Raw genomic sequence first — 14,665 nt, 5'->3', positions numbered from 1 at the left:
GAGACTCACACACATGGCATCCACACAGGCCCACGGAAGCTGGCCCTCGCCGATCGACGCCGCGCTGGCCGCCTCCCACGACGGCCGTCCCGAGTACGCCGGCGCGGTCGGCGACGAGCTGTGGTGGACGGAACCGCGCCCGGCCGAAGCCGGCCGGCGCGCCCTGGTCCGCCGGACGGCGGACGGCACCACCACCGAACTGCCCGCCCCCTGGAACGTCCGCAGCCGCGTCATCGAATACGGCGGACAGCCCTGGGCCGGCACCGGACGGGCCGAGGGCGGCCCGCTGATCGTCTTCGTCCACTTCGACGACCAGCGGCTGTACGCCTACGAGCCCGACGGCGCCCGCGAGCCGTGGCCGCTCACCCCCGTCTCCGCGGTCGGCGGCGGACTGCGCTGGGTCGACCCGCGCCTGCACCCGGACCGGGGCCCGGCCGGTGAGGTCTGGTGCGTCCTGGAGGAGTTCACCGGCGACGCGCCCACCGAACTGCGCCGCGTCATCGCCGCCGTACCACTGGACGGATCGGCGGCCGGCGACCGGTCCGCCGTGCGCGAACTCAGCCCGGAGCGGCACCGGTTCGTCACCGGACCGGAGGTCTCGCCCGACGGGCGGCGCGCCGCCTGGATCGGCTGGGACCACCCGCTCATGCCCTGGGACGGCACCGAGGTGGTGGTCGCCGACATCGCGGACGACGGCACCTTCCACGGCGCCCGCACCCTCATCGGCGGCCCCGACGAGTCCGTGCCGCAGATCCAGTGGACCGCGGACGGGCACCTGCTCCTGGCGAGCGACCGCGGCGGCTGGTGGAATCTCTACCGCCTCGCCCCGGACGGCGGCGAGCCGGTCGCGCTCTGCCCCCGCGAGGAGGAGTTCGCCGCCGGGCTGTGGAAGGTCGGGCTCGTCTGGTTCCGCCCTCTGGAGAACGGACTGATCGCCACCCTCCACGGCAGGGGCACCACGACGCTCGGCATCCTTGACCCGGAGACCGGCGACCTGGTGGACATCGCCGGACCCTGGACCGAGTGGGCCCCCACCCTCACCGTGCAGGGCAGCCGGGTCGTCGGCGTCGCCGCGGGCCCGCACAGCGCGTACGAGATCGTGGAGCTGGACACGGCGACCGGGCACACCCGGATCATCGGCGCCCCGCACGAGGACGCGGTCGACCCCGCGTACTACCCCGAACCCGTCGTCCGCACCTTCACCGGACCCGGCGGACGCGAGATCCACGCCCAGGTCTACCCGCCGCGCAACCCCGACCGCACCGGCCCCGACGGCGAGCTGCCGCCCTACGTGGTGTGGGCCCACGGCGGCCCCACCAGCCACGCCGCACTCGTCCTCGACCTGGAGATCGCCTACTTCACCTCACGCGGCATCGGCGTCGCCGAGGTCAACTACGGCGGCTCCACCGGATACGGCAGGGCCTACCGCAACCGGCTGCGCGAGCAGTGGGGCGTCGTGGACGTGGAGGACTGCGCCGCCGTCGCCGGGGCGCTCGCGGCCGAAGGCACCGCCGACCCGCGACGGCTCGCCGTCCGGGGCGGCAGTGCCGGAGGCTGGACCACCGCCGCCTCGCTGACCGGTACCGACGTCTACGCCTGCGGCACCATCATCTATCCCATCCTCGACCTCACCGGCTGGGGCACCGACGAGACCCACGACTTCGAGTCCCGCTACCTGGAGTCGCTGGTGGGACCGCTCGCCGAGGTCCCCGAGCGCTACCGCGAACGCTCCCCGGTGACCCGCACCGACCGGCTCACCGCGCCGTTCCTGCTGCTCCAGGGCGAGGACGACCCGATCTGCCCGCCCGTGCAGTGCGAGCGGTTCCTCGCCGCCGTCGAGGGGCGCGGCATCCCGCACGCCTACCGCACCTACCCGGGCGAGGGCCACGGATTCCGGCGCGCCGACACCATGATCGACGCGATCGAGTCGGAACTCTCCCTGTACGCCCAGGTGTTCGGATTTGACCGCCCGGACGTGGTTGCCCTGGAGCTGAGGAAGTGACCCTCGCCCCGCCGGCCCGCCCCGCCCGGCTGCGCACAGGCTCCAGGGTCGCCGTCGTGTCCCCGAGCGGACCCGTGGCCGCCGACCGCCTGGAACCCGGACTCGACATCCTGCGCGGCTGGGGTCTCGACCCCGTGCCGATGCCCCATGTGCTCGACGTGCACCGGGAGTTGGACTACCTCGCCGGTACGGACGAGGGGCGTGCCCGGGACCTCGGCGACGCCTGGTGCGACCCGTCCGTCGAGGCGGTGATCTGCGCGCGGGGCGGCTACGGGGCGCACCGCATGGTCGACCTGGTGGACTGGGCGGCCGTGCGCGAGGCCGGGCCCAAGGTGTTCGTCGGCTACAGCGACATCACCGCGCTCCACGAGGCGTTCGCGCTGCGGGCCGGGTTCGCCACCCTGCACGGGCCCATGGTGGGGACGGACGCCTTCCTCAAGGACCCGCGCACCCAGGAGTCCCTGCGGGCCACCCTGTTCGAGCCGGAGACCGTGCGGACACTGGGACTTGAGGATGCGCGGGCGCTCGTCCCCGGCCGGGCGCGCGGCATCACGTACGGCGGCTGTGTCAGCCTGCTCGCCGCCGGCCTCGGCACCCCGGACGCCCGTGCCTCGGCCCGGGGCGGGCTGCTCGTCATCGAGGACACCACCGAGGACCCGTACAGCCTCGACCGCATCCTCACGCAGCTGCTGCGGGCCGGGGCGCTCGACGGCGTCGCCGGGGTGGCCTGCGGGTCCTGGGCCGGGTGCGGACCGTACGAGAAGGTGCGGGCGGTGCTCGCGGACCGGCTCGGGGCGCTGGGTGTTCCGGTCGTCGAGGAGCTCGGCTTCGGGCACGGACCGACCGGGCTGACCATTCCGCTCGGCGTGCCGGCGGTGCTCGACGCCCCCGCGGACGGCGGCCCGGCCACCCTCACGGCGGAGGTGCCCGCCCTGCTCTGAGCGGTCCGCTGCCGCTCCCACCGCCCCATCACCCGAATGGTCGAACATCAGTGCCTGCCGGGGCGGCGGCGGAGCCATCCTGGAGCCCCGGGCGACGGCCGTACCGGGGCCGGGAAAGGGGCTGCTCATGAGTCCGAAGGACGTGTCGAGCAGCGGGAAGAGCGGCAGCGGGGCGTTCACCCCCGGCCGCATTCTGGTCCTCGTCATCGCGGTTCTGTCGGTCGTGTTCATCGCCGAGAACACGAAGGACGTCAAGGTCCGCCTCATCGTCCCGCTGGTGACCGCGCCGCTCTACGTGTGGCTGGTCGTGATGTTCGTGGCGGGCATGGCGTGCGGCGCCTACCTCTTCCGCAGGCGGCCCAAGTAGGGCCGGTGCGGCGGCGGCCGTGCGGGCCGGGCTCACGGGCCCGGCCCGCACGGCTGCTCTACGCTGGAACGATGTCCGACACCAGCTACCTGGCCGAGGGGCCGCGCACCGCGATCCGCCCCTTCACGCTCGCCGACGCCGGCGAGTTCACCACCCGGTCCCGGGAGAGCGGCCGGCTGCACCGCCCCTGGCTGTTCCCGCCCACCGCACCCGATGCGTACGCCGCCTACGCGGGCGCGCTCATCGACGATCCGACGCGGGCCGGCTTCCTCGTGTGCGAACGGCACGGGCCGCACGATCCGGCCGACGGCGCGATCGCCGGGTTCATCAACATCAACAACATCGTCGCCGGAGCCTTTCGCTGCGGCGCGCTCGGCTACGGCGTCTTCGCGCACGCGGCCGGGCGCGGCCTCATGAGCGAGGGCCTCGGCCTCGTCCTGGACCGCGCCTTCGGCCCGCTCGGGCTGCACCGCCTGGAAGCCAACATCCAGCCGGGCAACGAGGGTTCGATCGCCCTGGTCCGCCGGGCCGGATTCCGGCGTGAGGGCTACTCACCGGACTTCCTCCACATCGACGGCGCCTGGCGCGACCACGAACGCTGGGCGATCACCGCCGAGATGCGCTGACCCCGCGCACCCCGCGCACCCCGCGCACCTCGCGCATCCCGGCGCCGGCGTCCTAGCCGACCAGCCGGCGGGCCGCTTCGGCGATGTGGGTGCGGGAGATGCCCGCCGCGTCGAGCAGTTCCCCGGTGGTGCCGGACCCCGGGAGGTTCCTCCCGGCGAGGTGAGCGAAGGCGGGGTGGCTGTTGGCCGAGGCGAGGGCGGAGAGCACGGCCTCGCCGATGCCGCCCTCGGGGTGATGGTCCTCGGCCACGACGAGCGCGCCGGTCTCCTGGGCCGCGCGGGTGAGGGCGGCGATGTCGATCGGCTTGACGGAGTAGAGGTCGATGACGCGGGCCGCGATGCCCTCGTCGGCCAGCTGACCGGCGGCGGCCAGGCATTCGTGCAGGGTGACCCCGGCGCCGACGAGGGTGACCCGGTCGTCGGCGCCGTGGCGCAGCGTCTTGGAGCCGCCGACCGGGAAGGCCTCCTCGCTCCCGTAGAGCACCGGGTAGGCGCCCCGTGTGGTGCGCAGGTAGGAGATGCCGTCGAGATCGGCCATGGCCGCGGTCAGCGCCGCCGCCGAGGTGGCGTCGCTCGGGTAGAGGACGGTCGAGCCGCGCACCGACCGCATCATGGCCAGGTCCTCCACGCCCATCTGCGAGGGCCCGTCGGCACCGATCTCCACGCCGCTGTGGGTGCCGCACAGGGCCATCGTGATGTCCGAGACGGCGGCCATCCGGATGAAGTCGTGCGCCCGGGTGAGGAAGGCGGCGAACGTGGTGGCGTACGGGCGGTAGCCACGCACGGCCATGCCCACGGCCTCGGCGATCATCTGCTGCTCGGCGATGTACGTCTGGAAGAACCGCTCGGGGTACGCCTTCTTGAAGTCCTCGGAGTGCGTGGAGTTGCCGACCTCGGCGTCCAGGGCGACGACGTCGGGCCGCGCCCCGAGCGCGACCAGGGCCTTCCCGAAGGCGACCCGGGTGGGGACCTCGTCCCCCCGGTCGAAGCGCGGCAGCTCCACGGTGCCGCCGGCCTGCGGGGCTGCCGGGGCGGCCTTCGGCGGCCGGGGGCCGCCGACCCGGAGATCGCGGATGCCGCCCAGCTCCTCGACGGCGCGGTCCGCCATGTCCGAGGGTAGCGGCTTGCCGTGCCAGCCCTCCTTGTCCGCGACCTCGCTCACCCCGCGCCCCTTCACGGTCTTCGCCACGATCACGGTGGGGGCCGTGCCGTCCGCCGCGGTCTTCAGGGCCCGGTCGATCGCGGTGAGGTCGTGGCCGTCGACGACGAGGGCACGGCAGCCGAAGGCCTCGACGCGGCGGGCGTAGGTGTCGGTGTCCCACTGCAACTCGGTCGGGCCGCTCTGGCCGAGGCGGTTGACGTCGATGACGGCGATGAAGTTGGCCAGTTTGTGCTGGCCGGCCTTGTCCAGGGCCTCCCACACGGACCCCTCGGTCATCTCGCTGTCCCCGCACAGCACCCACACCCGGTAGGGCTGCTTCTCCAGGTCCCGCCCGGCGAGCGCGATGCCGACGCCGTACGCGATGCCCTGGCCGAGCGAACCGGTGGCCACGTCCACCCAGGGCAGCTCGGGCGTGGGGTGGCCCTGGAGCCGGTGGCCGAAGCGGCGGTAGGTCGTCATCAGCTCCTTGTCGCTGACGGCGCCGGCCGCCTTGAACATGGCGTAGAGCAGCGGCGAGGCATGGCCCTTGGAAAAGACCAGGTGGTCGCCCGCGGGGTTGTCGGGGGCCTGCCAGTCGTAGCGCAGATGCCGGGTCATGAGCACGGCCATCACATCGGCCGCGGACAGACTGGAGGTGGGATGCCCGGAGCCGGCCGAGGTGCTGGCGCGCACCGAGTCCACCCGCAGCTGCTGCGCGAGCTCGAACACCTCGGTGAGTTCGCTGTCGGGACCGAGCGTGGTGGTCTGCTGGGTGGTCATGGGACGGGCCTTTCCTGTGGGGGGTGGGGCGACAGGAGACGGGTTCCCGGTTCCGGCCGGTCCATCACCCCCCGGACGCGGGTTGACCTCCTTCGGCCGTGGGCCGGGAGCGGGCGCCCCGGGCTTTTCCGGCTCCGAGCGCGTTCCGTGACGCGTGGTCCGCCCCGCGCTCCGGTCGGCGGGTCGGCCGCGGGCCGGCGGAGTCCCGGTCCTCACTGTCCCGCCGAGCCGCTACCGCCCGTTCAACAGTTGATGTCACGTCAGGGGCCGCTGCGCCGGGTTGCGGCGAATCGCGTTCAACTTCTTGACGTGTCGGCATCAACGCCGCAATCATCTGCTCACCCCAGAGAGCGCTCTCTCGGGATTTGGCGACCACGAGGAGACGCCATGCACAGAAGTAGTTCCCCCAGTTCATCCCTCTCGATGACCAACCGCAGAAGATCCCTGATCCTGGCGTTGGTCGTCACTGTTCTCGCGAGCCTGGTTCTCGCCCTGAACGGCAACACCCCCGCCAAGGCGGCGGGCACCCTGCTCTCGCAGGGCAGGACGGCAACGTCATCGTCCGTCGAGAACGCCGGTACCCCCGCCTCCGCCGCGGTGGACGGCGACGCCGGCACCCGATGGTCCAGCGCGGCAGCCGATCCGCAGTGGATCCAGGTGGACCTGGGCGCCGCCTCGTCCATCTCCCAGATCACGCTCAACTGGGAGGCCGCGTACGCGAAGGCGTTCCAGATCCAGACGTCGGCCAATGGCACCGACTGGACGAGCATCTACTCGACCACCACAGCCACCGGTGGCAAGCAGACGCTCGACGTGACCGGTTCGGGCCGCTACGTGCGACTGACCGGCACTCAGCGCGCCACCGCCTACGGCTACTCCCTCTGGGAGTTCCAGATCTTCGGCGGCTCCGGCGCCACCGAGGCGGAATGCGGCAGGACCAACGCGGCGCTGAACAAGCCGGCCTCCGCCTCGTCGACCGAGAACGCCGGAACACCGGCCTCCGCAGCCGTCGACGGCGACGCCGGCACGCGCTGGTCCAGCGCTCCCGGTGACCCGCAGTGGCTGCGGATCGACCTCGGCTCCCGCCAGACCATCTGCGGGGTCCAGCTCAGCTGGGAGGCGGCGTACGCCAAGGCGTACCAGATCCAGGCCTCGACGGACGGCACCGACTGGACCACGCTGCACAGCACCACCACGGGGCCCGGCGCAACCGAGCTGATCACACTCACCGGCACCGGCCGCTACGTCCGGGTGTACAGCACGGCCCGCGCCACTGAGTACGGCATCTCCCTCTGGGAGTTCCAGGTCTTCACCGCCGGCGGCGGTGACGTGGACCCGGGCGGCCCGACGGATCCTCCGCCCGGCGACTCCGTCCTGCTCTCGTACGACAAGCCGGCCACCGCTTCCACGTACCAGAACGCCAACAGCTGCGTCGGCTGCACCCCGGCCAAGGCGTTCGACCACGACCCGGCCACCCGGTGGGCCACCAGTGACAGCGACGGCTGGGTCGACCCCGGCTGGATCAGCGTCGACCTGGGCGCCACGGCTCACATCACGCAGGTCGTGCTGCAGTGGGACCCGGCGTACGCGACGGCCTACCAGATCCAGACGTCACCCGACGGCACCAACTGGACCAGCATCTACTCCACCACCACCGGCAAGGGGTTCAAGGAGACCCTGAACGTCGACGGTGACGGCCGCTACGTGCGGATGTACGGGACGGCGCGCAGCAACGGCTACGGCTACTCGCTGTGGGGCTTCGACGTGTACGGCACAGGCGGCAGCCCGACCCCGCCGCCCGCCGCTCCGCCCGCGCCCCGCAACCCCCCGCAGCTCGTGTGGAGCGACGAGTTCAACGGTCCGGCGGGCACCAAGCCCGACACGGGGAAGTGGACGCAGGACCCCGGCAACGGGCAGAACGGCGAGCTGGAGACCTACACCAACGGTGACAACACCAACATGGACGGCGAGGGCAACCTCGTCATCGAAGCCAGGAAGGAGGCCGACGGCTCGTACACCTCGGGCCGCATCAACACCTCGAACCACTTCAACTTCGCCTACGGCCATGTCGAGGCCCGGATCAAGGTGAGCGGCACGCAGGGTCTGTGGCCCGCGTTCTGGATGCTCGGATCCAACTTCAACACCGGCACACCGTGGCCGAACTCGGGTGAGATCGACATCATGGAGCACGTCGGCAGCGTCGCCGACTCGGTGTACTCCACGCTGCACGCGCCCGCCTACTACGGCGGCAACGGCTACGGGGCTCCGTACACCCTGGCGGGCAAGGACTTCGCCTCCGACTTCCACGTCTACGCCGTGGACTGGGATGCCGACCACATGACGTTCTCCGTCGACGGCAACGCCTTCTTCACGGCGGACAAGTCGACGGTGGAGGCGACCCAGGGCCCCTGGGTCTACGACCACCCCTTCTACATCATCCTGAACAACGCGGTGGGCGGTGACTGGCCCGGATCCCCGGACGCCTCGACCGTCTTCCCGCAGCGGATGCTGATCGACTACGTGCGGGTCTCGCAGTGACAAGCGCGGCAGCACACCAGCGGTAGTGAACGGGTGACGCGTCATGGCGCGTCGTCAGGGAGTGATGGTGCCCGCACACGGTCTCCTGCCGTGTGCGGGCGTCACCGTCGCCCCTTGTAGTTGATTTTCATCGTGTCCATGTCGGTGGCCGTGGACCGAAGCCCGCCGTGTCCGTACCCCGCCCTCGCGAGCGTCGTCTGCGCCCGGTCCTCGGCGATCGCGGACGCCATCTCCTCGCCGTCCTCGGCGTCCGAGACGACCACGTACCGGAAGCTGAAGTGCTTGAGCGCCCGGTCGTAGGTCAGCGAGCCCTCCTCGGTGAACTGCATCGCGGCGAGGCCGTGCTCCTCCACCTCGGCGAGCAGCCGCTCGCGCGCCGCGTCCGTCAGCCCCTCCCACGTGCCGCGCACGATCACCCGGTACGTGTGCTGCGTGCTCATGTGTTCCGCCGTTCCTCTCGCCTGCCGCGTTCGTGTCGGATGCGAGCGTACGGGGCCGGGAGCGGGGCGGAAACGGAATTCCTGGCGGGCGGCGGCCGGGCCCTTTGCCGAAGAGTGACGCCTGGGACCCTGGTCCGGGCGGCGGCAGACGTGTTCCATGGTCATCGGGGGGCGCCCGGACCTGTGGCGGCCCGCGCGAGTGAGCGAGGTTGCCTTGGCCACCACCGTACGACGTGCCGTACTGACCCTGCCCGCCGCGGCGACGGGACCGGAGAACCCGCTGCCCGCGCTGCGGCCCCTGGACGAGACGCATGTCATCGACGCCGGGGACCGGGCCGGGCTCCCGCGCGACATGGCCCGCCAGCTCGGCCACGCGCCCCTGGCCACCGTCCTGCCCGTCCGCACCCTCGACGGCTACGGGCGCGAACGCACCCCCACGGACCTCGAAGCGATCGTCATCGAGAACGACCACCTGCGCGTCACCGTGCTCCCCGGACTCGGCGGCCGTATCCACTCCCTCGTCCACAAACCGGCCGGGCGCGGCCTCGTCTACGCCAACCCCGTCCTCCAGCCCGCCGACTTCGCGCTCAACGGTGCCTGGTTCTCCGGCGGCATCGAGTGGAACATCGGCGCGACCGGCCACACCACCCTCTCCTGCGCCCCGGTGCACGCGGCCCGCGTCCCGGCGCCCGACGGCGGCGAGATGGTCCGGCTCTGGGAGTGGGAACGGCTGCGCGACCTGCCGTTCCAGGTCGACCTGTGGCTGCCCGACGACTCCGCGTTCCTGCACGTCGGCGTACGGATACGCAACCCGCACGAGCAGCCCGCACCCGTCTACTGGTGGTCCAACATCGCCGTCCCCGAAGGCGAACGCACCCGCGTCGTCGCCCCGGCCGACGAGGCCTGGCACTTCGGGTACGAGCGGACACTGACCCGGGTCCCGGTCCCGGAGACCGGCGGCACCGACCGCACCTACCCGCTGCGCAGCGCCTACCCCGCCGACTACTTCTACGAGGTGCCCGAGGGCGCCCGCCGCTGGATCGCCTCCCTGGACGAGCGCGGCCACGGACTCGTCCAGACCTCCACCGACCTGCTGCGCGGGCGCAAGCTGTTCCTCTGGGGCAGCGGCCCCGGCGGCCGGCGCTGGCAGGACTGGCTCACCGAACCCGGCACCGGCGGCTACGCCGAGATCCAGGCCGGCCTCGCCCGCACCCAGCTGGAGCACATACCGCTGGAGCCGGGCGGCGAGTTCAGCTGGCTGGAGTCGTACGGGCCGCTGGCCGCCGACCCCGCGATCGTGCACGGCAACGACTGGGCGGCGGCCCGCGCCGAGACCGAACGGCGGCTCGCCGACGTCCTGCCGCGCGCCGACGTGGACGCCGCGTACGCCGCCTGGCGTGCCTGCGCCGACACCGAACCGGGCGAGAGCCTCGCCACCGGCTCCGGCTGGGGCGCCCTGGAGGTGCGGCGCGGCCGCTACAAGCTGCCCGGCACGCCCTTCGCCGACTCCACGCTCGGGGAGCAGCAGGCCCCCTGGCTGGAGCTGCTGGAGCAGGGCACCCTCCCCGGACCCTCCGAGGCCGCCCCGCCGGGCCCCACCCTGGTCTCCTGGCACTGGCGCGACATGCTGGAGACGGCCCCCGCCGAACCGCTCACCGAATACCACCTCGGTGTCGCCCAGTGGCACGCCGACGACCGCGCCCAGGCGGTCCGCAGCTGGGAACGGGGCCTGGCCACCGCCTCGTCCCGCTGGCCGCTGCTGCGCTGTCTGGCCGTCGCCGCCCAGGAGGGCGGCCAGCGCGAACGAGCGGCGGACCACTACACGGAGGCGTTCGACGGCCTGTGCGCGGAGCGCGGCGACGGCGAGGCATGGACCGCCGCCACCGCGGCCCTCGGCCGGGAGACGATCGAGGCGCTGCTCACGGCGGACCGGGCCGAGGCCGCCCGTGCAGTGTGGGCGGGACTGCCGCCGGAGGTCCGGGCGCGGGGCCGCTTCCGTCTGCTGGAGGCCCAGCTGCTGATCGCGGAGGGCCGGACCGGCGAGGCCAAGGCCCTGTTCGACGCCGGCTTCGAGGTCGCCGACCTGCGCGAGGGGGCGGAGGTGCTGGAGGAGATGTGGAACCGGCTCACGGACGAACCCGTGCCGGACCTGTACAACTACCGCATGCGCCCGAGGGCCTGACGGCACGACGGCACGTCGGTACGAGGAACAGGAGCATCACTACATGATCGTCTGGATCAACGGGGCCTTCGGCAGCGGCAAGACCACCCTGGTCACGGAGCTGAACCGCAGGCTGCCGGATGCCCTGGTCTACGACCCGGAGCACGTCGGCTTCCTGCTGCGGCAGATCGTGGAGGTCCCCGACGGCAACTTCCAGAACATCCCGCTCTGGCGCAAGCAGGTGGCGTCGCTGGCCCAGGGGCTGGTCGAGGAGTACGGGCGGCCGGTGCTGGCACCGATGACCGTGGTCCGCCGGCAGTACGCCGACGAGATCTTCGACGCCCTGGACCGGGCGGGCGTGCCGGTCCACCACTTCTTCCTCGACGTGTCCGCCGGGGTCCTCGCACAGCGTCTGGACGACCGGGTGGTGGTGCCCGGCGATCCGGAGCGCGACGAGGCCGCGCGGCGCTGGGGGAAGGCACGGATCGCCGAGTGCGTGGCGGCGGTCGGCAGCCTGCGGGAGGACACGGTGGTACTGGACGGTGAGCTGCCCACCCGCGAGCTGGCCGGCCTGGTGCTGGAGCGGACCGGCCTGGCCGGGGCCGTGGTCTGAGGGGCGCCGCTCAGCCGGTCAGGTGGCGGTCGGCGTACTCGAAGACCGATCCGTCCGGGTGGACGGCGATCAGGTTGCGGCCGACCGGGGTCGGGACGGGGCCCGCGATGACGCGGGCGCCGACCCGGGTCAGGGAGTCGTGCGCCTCGTCGACGTTCTTCACGGCGATCGTCGCCGTCACCTTGCGCAGGATCTCGAGTTCCGACTCGGGCCCGCTCATCAGCAGGAAGCAGCCGATGGCGGCGACGGAGACCCCGCCGCGCTCGAAGCGCAGGGCCTGACCGCCCGTGAGCTCCTCGTAGAAGGCCACCGCGGCCTCCAGGTCGGCGACGCAGATACGCAGCGTGGTTCCCAGGATTTCCATGCCCACCAGGGTAGTTGGCGGTGCGGCGCCGCGTGATCGATTCGGGCGGGGGAGTCACCGGAGCGGCCCCGGGGCCGTGCGTGCCGAGCCCCGGGGCCGTGCTGCCGGGCCCCGGGGCGGTGCGCTCAGGCGCGGCAGAGCACCTCGCCGTGCGGAACCATGAACCAGCCGTCGCCCTGCTCGCCCCACCGGCGCCACGCCTCGGCGATCTCCGCCAGCCGCTCCGCCGTCGTGTGCCCGCCGTCCACCGCGCGCGCCGCGTACGCCGAGCCGACGGTGCGGTCGGCCCACAGGCCGCTCCACCACGCCCGGCTCTCCGGGGTGGCGAAGCACCAGGAGCCCGCCGTCGGCGTGATGTCGGTGAACCCCGCCTGCCGGGCCCAGGACAGCAGCCGGCGTCCGGCGTCCGGCTCGCCGCCGTTGGCGCGGGCCACCCGGCCGTACAGCTCCTGCCAGTGGTCCAGCCCCGGGGACTCGGGGAACCAGGTCATCGCGGCGTAGTCGCTGTCGCGCGCCGCGACGACGCCCCCGGGGCGGCAGACCCGGCGCATCTCGCGCAGCGCCTGCACCGGGTCGCCCACGTGCTGGAGGACCTGATGGGCGTGGACCACGTCGAAGGAGTCGTCGGGGTAGTCCAGGGCGTGTACGTCCGCGATCGCGAACCCGACGTTGTCCAGGCCGCGTTCGGCGGCGACCGCGGCCGCCTGGCCCAGGATCTCGTCGGTGGTGTCCAGCCCCGTCACCCGGCCGGGGGCGACCCGTTCGGCCAGGTCGGCGGTGATGGTGCCGGGGCCGCAGCCGACATCCAGCACGTTCAGGCCCGGACGGAGTTCGCCGATGAGGTAGGCCGCAGAATTCTCGGCGGTGCGCCACCGGTGCGAACGCAGCACCGACTCGTGGTGCCCGTGGGTGTAGACGGCGGTCTCCTTCGGCATGGCCGTGCATCCTCTCTCGAAACGCGAACCGCGAAATCGCTGATCGGTAGGACCACCGTAGACCTTGCCGCCGAATAATGAGATGGGAATCTTGCGATGTGGACAGTGTTGGATCGTGCGAAAGGGCGGCCGACTCGGCGTCGGCCGCCCTCCGTTGCCTTCCGGCCCGGTCCGCTACACCGGCCTCGGGCAGTACACCGTCAGCGCCTCCGGGAGCTTGTCGATCATCAGCTCGCTTCCGCTGCGCGCCACTTCACCGTCGTACGCATACGGTGTGCCTGGCTTCAGCCCGGAGATCCGCACGCGTTGCCTGCGGGTGGCCGCGTGTATCGGTGAGCGGGTCAGCGGGCCCGCGACGGCGGCGGCCAGCAGCCTGAGCGCGGGGGTCCGGCCGCCGTGCACGACCCGTACGTCCAGCAGCCCGTCCGCCAGGTTGTGCCGCCGGCCCGGCGCCGGGCCCACCCGCTGGAACAGGCCGTTGCCGACGAACAGCAGCCACAACGGGCGCCGCCTGCCCTGGAGTTCGGCCTCCAGCGGGCGCTCGCCACGCAGCACGTGCAGGGCCGCCAGGACACCGGCCGGCCAGCCGCCGATCCGGGGCGACCAGCGCTCCCGCATCCGTACGAGCTCCGGGTACACGCCCAGGCTGAAGGCGTTGAGGAAGTAACCGTGGGCACCCCCGGGCCCGTCGGGGCCCGGCCGGAAGCGGCCGAGGTCCACCCGGACCGCGCTCCCCTCGCCGAGTGCGGCGACGGCGTCCGCGACCGTCTCTATGCCCAGGTCGTACGCGAAGTGGTTGAGGGTCCCGCCGGGGAACACCGCGAGCGGCACATCGTGCACGGCCGCCACCGCCGCCGCCTGGTTGACCGTGCCGTCCCCGCCGCACACCCCCAGCGCCCGGCCCCGGCCCGCCGCCTTCTCCAGCTCTGCGGAGAGCCGGCCGGGCGGGCACTCGACCACCTCCGCCTCCGGCAGCGCGTCCTTGACCAGCGACGCGGTGGCCGTGGCCGTGCCCGACTCCTGGTTGACGACGACCACGAGGTCCCGGCCGTCCGGCAGGGCGGGCGCCTCGGCCGGAGGGCGGCCGGGAGCCGGCAGCTGGCCCCGCGTCGGGATCACCCCGCGCAGGGCGAACGCCGCGCCCACGCCCAGCACCGCACCCGCGAGGACATCGCTCGGGTAGTGGACCCCGGTGTAGACGCGGGACGCGGCCACGGACAGCGCGACCGGCGCGACCACCGCACCCCACCCCTTGGACTCCAGCGCCACCCCGGTGGCGAAGGCGGCGGCCGACGCGGCGTGCCCCGAGGGGAAGGACGTGGTCACCGGCTGGCGCTTCAGCTGCCGTATCACCGGCACGGCGTCCAGTATCGGCCGGTCCCTGCGGACCGCGCCCTTGCCCACCGTATTGATCGCGGCCGAGGCCACCGCCAGCGAGGCGACGCCCCGCAGCGCGGCCCGCCGGGCACGGGCACTGCCCCCGAAGGCGGCCATGGCACCGGCCGCCGCGAACCACAGGAGCCCGTGATTGGCGCTGCGGCTCAGCCGGGGCAGCACGGGACCCGCGGCCGGCCAGTGCCGGCGGGCCAGGCTCTGGAACACCGCGACATCGCGGCTGTGGAACCGGCCGCGCACTCCGGTGAGCAGGGGCGGGACGGAAGGGATGCTCGCTGACGACATGGAACAGCGGATACCCGCCAACGCCGACCCGAACCAGCAGGCGCGCCGCAGCGCGCCGAAGGCACGGCCGCGGAGTC

12 protein-coding genes are annotated in these 14,665 nt (G+C 73.0%); 7 read left to right on the top strand and 5 right to left on the bottom strand.

Translation table 11 applies throughout. The features are described from left to right. The first annotated feature begins 13 nt into the window (after nt 1–13). From B082_RS0114990 to B082_RS0114975, 4 genes are all read left to right on the top strand, one after another. Nucleotides 14–2,002 carry a prolyl oligopeptidase family serine peptidase gene (locus B082_RS0114990; protein ID WP_018552624.1) on the top strand — a complete coding sequence of 663 codons (1,989 nt, stop codon included), beginning with the start codon at nt 14–16 and terminating at the stop codon, nt 2,000–2,002. Beyond that, complete coding sequence (locus tag B082_RS0114985; protein ID WP_018552623.1) at nt 1,999–2,943, top strand: S66 peptidase family protein; 945 nt, start codon at nt 1,999–2,001, stop codon at nt 2,941–2,943. Before B082_RS0114990 ends, B082_RS0114985 begins: the two co-directional genes overlap by 4 nt. Nucleotides 2,944–3,070: 127 nt before the next feature. Then, nucleotides 3,071–3,310, top strand: coding sequence for a DUF1049 domain-containing protein (locus tag B082_RS0114980; protein ID WP_018552622.1), 240 nt, complete (start codon nt 3,071–3,073; stop codon nt 3,308–3,310). Between the two features lie 71 nt (nt 3,311–3,381). Beyond that, the gene (locus B082_RS0114975; RefSeq protein ID WP_018552621.1) at nt 3,382–3,936 is read left to right on the top strand and encodes a GNAT family N-acetyltransferase; all 555 of its coding nucleotides are present in this window, start codon (nt 3,382–3,384) and stop codon (nt 3,934–3,936) included. Nucleotides 3,937–3,988: 52 nt separating this feature from the next. Here B082_RS0114975 and B082_RS0114970 read toward each other — a convergent pair whose 3' ends face one another. Then, a complete protein-coding gene (locus B082_RS0114970) occupies nt 3,989–5,857 on the bottom strand; it encodes a transketolase (protein ID WP_018552620.1) in 1,869 nt (622 codons plus the stop codon). Nucleotides 5,858–6,280: 423 nt separating this feature from the next. Here B082_RS0114970 and B082_RS0114965 point away from each other — a divergent pair, with 423 nt between their 5' ends. Next, nucleotides 6,281–8,395, top strand: coding sequence for a discoidin domain-containing protein (locus B082_RS0114965; RefSeq protein WP_018552619.1), 2,115 nt, complete (start codon nt 6,281–6,283; stop codon nt 8,393–8,395). A gap of 101 nt (nt 8,396–8,496) precedes the next feature. Here B082_RS0114965 and B082_RS0114960 read toward each other — a convergent pair whose 3' ends face one another. After that, on the bottom strand, nt 8,497–8,835 hold the full coding sequence (locus tag B082_RS0114960) for a DUF6204 family protein (protein WP_018552618.1): 339 nt from the start codon (nt 8,833–8,835) through the stop codon (nt 8,497–8,499). A 214-nt stretch (nt 8,836–9,049) separates the two neighbouring features. Here B082_RS0114960 and B082_RS0114955 point away from each other — a divergent pair, with 214 nt between their 5' ends. Together B082_RS0114955 and B082_RS0114950 are read left to right on the top strand one after the other, a co-directional pair. Next, nucleotides 9,050–11,017, top strand: a complete 1,968-nt coding sequence (locus tag B082_RS0114955; protein ID WP_018552617.1) for a DUF5107 domain-containing protein — start codon at nt 9,050–9,052, stop codon at nt 11,015–11,017. Between the two features lie 43 nt (nt 11,018–11,060). Further along, complete coding sequence (locus B082_RS0114950) at nt 11,061–11,609, top strand: AAA family ATPase (protein ID WP_018552616.1); 549 nt, start codon at nt 11,061–11,063, stop codon at nt 11,607–11,609. A gap of 10 nt (nt 11,610–11,619) precedes the next feature. Here the strand turns inward: B082_RS0114950 and B082_RS0114945 are convergent, their stop codons facing one another. The 3 genes from B082_RS0114945 to B082_RS0114935 all read right to left on the bottom strand — a co-directional run bounded on the left by B082_RS0114945 (nt 11,620) and on the right by B082_RS0114935 (nt 14,588). After that, on the bottom strand, nt 11,620–11,973 hold the full coding sequence (locus B082_RS0114945; RefSeq protein ID WP_018552615.1) for a VOC family protein: 354 nt from the start codon (nt 11,971–11,973) through the stop codon (nt 11,620–11,622). A 125-nt stretch (nt 11,974–12,098) separates the two neighbouring features. Beyond that, complete coding sequence (locus B082_RS0114940; RefSeq protein WP_018552614.1) at nt 12,099–12,908, bottom strand: class I SAM-dependent methyltransferase; 810 nt, start codon at nt 12,906–12,908, stop codon at nt 12,099–12,101. A 174-nt stretch (nt 12,909–13,082) separates the two neighbouring features. Then, nucleotides 13,083–14,588: a bifunctional phosphatase PAP2/diacylglycerol kinase family protein gene (locus tag B082_RS0114935; protein ID WP_026249801.1), complete on the bottom strand. Its 1,506-nt coding sequence runs from the start codon at nt 14,586–14,588 to the stop codon at nt 13,083–13,085. Between the last annotated feature and the right edge of the window lie 77 nt (nt 14,589–14,665).

Origin of the sequence: Streptomyces sp. ATexAB-D23 (assembly GCF_000373645.1) — a bacterium.
Lineage (GTDB): Bacteria > Actinomycetota > Actinomycetes > Streptomycetales > Streptomycetaceae > Streptomyces > Streptomyces castrisilvae.
This window is presented reverse-complemented; position numbering and strand designations above follow the sequence as displayed.

What these genes read in the sequence shown, in the direction of transcription:
- B082_RS0114975 (WP_018552621.1), top strand. Translation starts at nt 3,382, where the DNA reads ATGTCCGACACCAGCTACCTGGCCGAGGGGCCGCGCACCGCGATCCGC.
- B082_RS0114935 (WP_026249801.1), bottom strand. Translation starts at nt 14,588, where the DNA reads ATGTCGTCAGCGAGCATCCCTTCCGTCCCGCCCCTGCTCACCGGAGTG.
- B082_RS0114945 (WP_018552615.1), bottom strand. Translation starts at nt 11,973, where the DNA reads ATGGAAATCCTGGGAACCACGCTGCGTATCTGCGTCGCCGACCTGGAG.
- B082_RS0114940 (WP_018552614.1), bottom strand. Translation starts at nt 12,908, where the DNA reads ATGCCGAAGGAGACCGCCGTCTACACCCACGGGCACCACGAGTCGGTG.
- B082_RS0114970 (WP_018552620.1), bottom strand. Translation starts at nt 5,857, where the DNA reads ATGACCACCCAGCAGACCACCACGCTCGGTCCCGACAGCGAACTCACC.
- B082_RS0114965 (WP_018552619.1), top strand. Translation starts at nt 6,281, where the DNA reads ATGACCAACCGCAGAAGATCCCTGATCCTGGCGTTGGTCGTCACTGTT.
- B082_RS0114950 (WP_018552616.1), top strand. Translation starts at nt 11,061, where the DNA reads ATGATCGTCTGGATCAACGGGGCCTTCGGCAGCGGCAAGACCACCCTG.
- B082_RS0114990 (WP_018552624.1), top strand. Translation starts at nt 14, where the DNA reads ATGGCATCCACACAGGCCCACGGAAGCTGGCCCTCGCCGATCGACGCC.
- B082_RS0114960 (WP_018552618.1), bottom strand. Translation starts at nt 8,835, where the DNA reads ATGAGCACGCAGCACACGTACCGGGTGATCGTGCGCGGCACGTGGGAG.
- B082_RS0114980 (WP_018552622.1), top strand. Translation starts at nt 3,071, where the DNA reads ATGAGTCCGAAGGACGTGTCGAGCAGCGGGAAGAGCGGCAGCGGGGCG.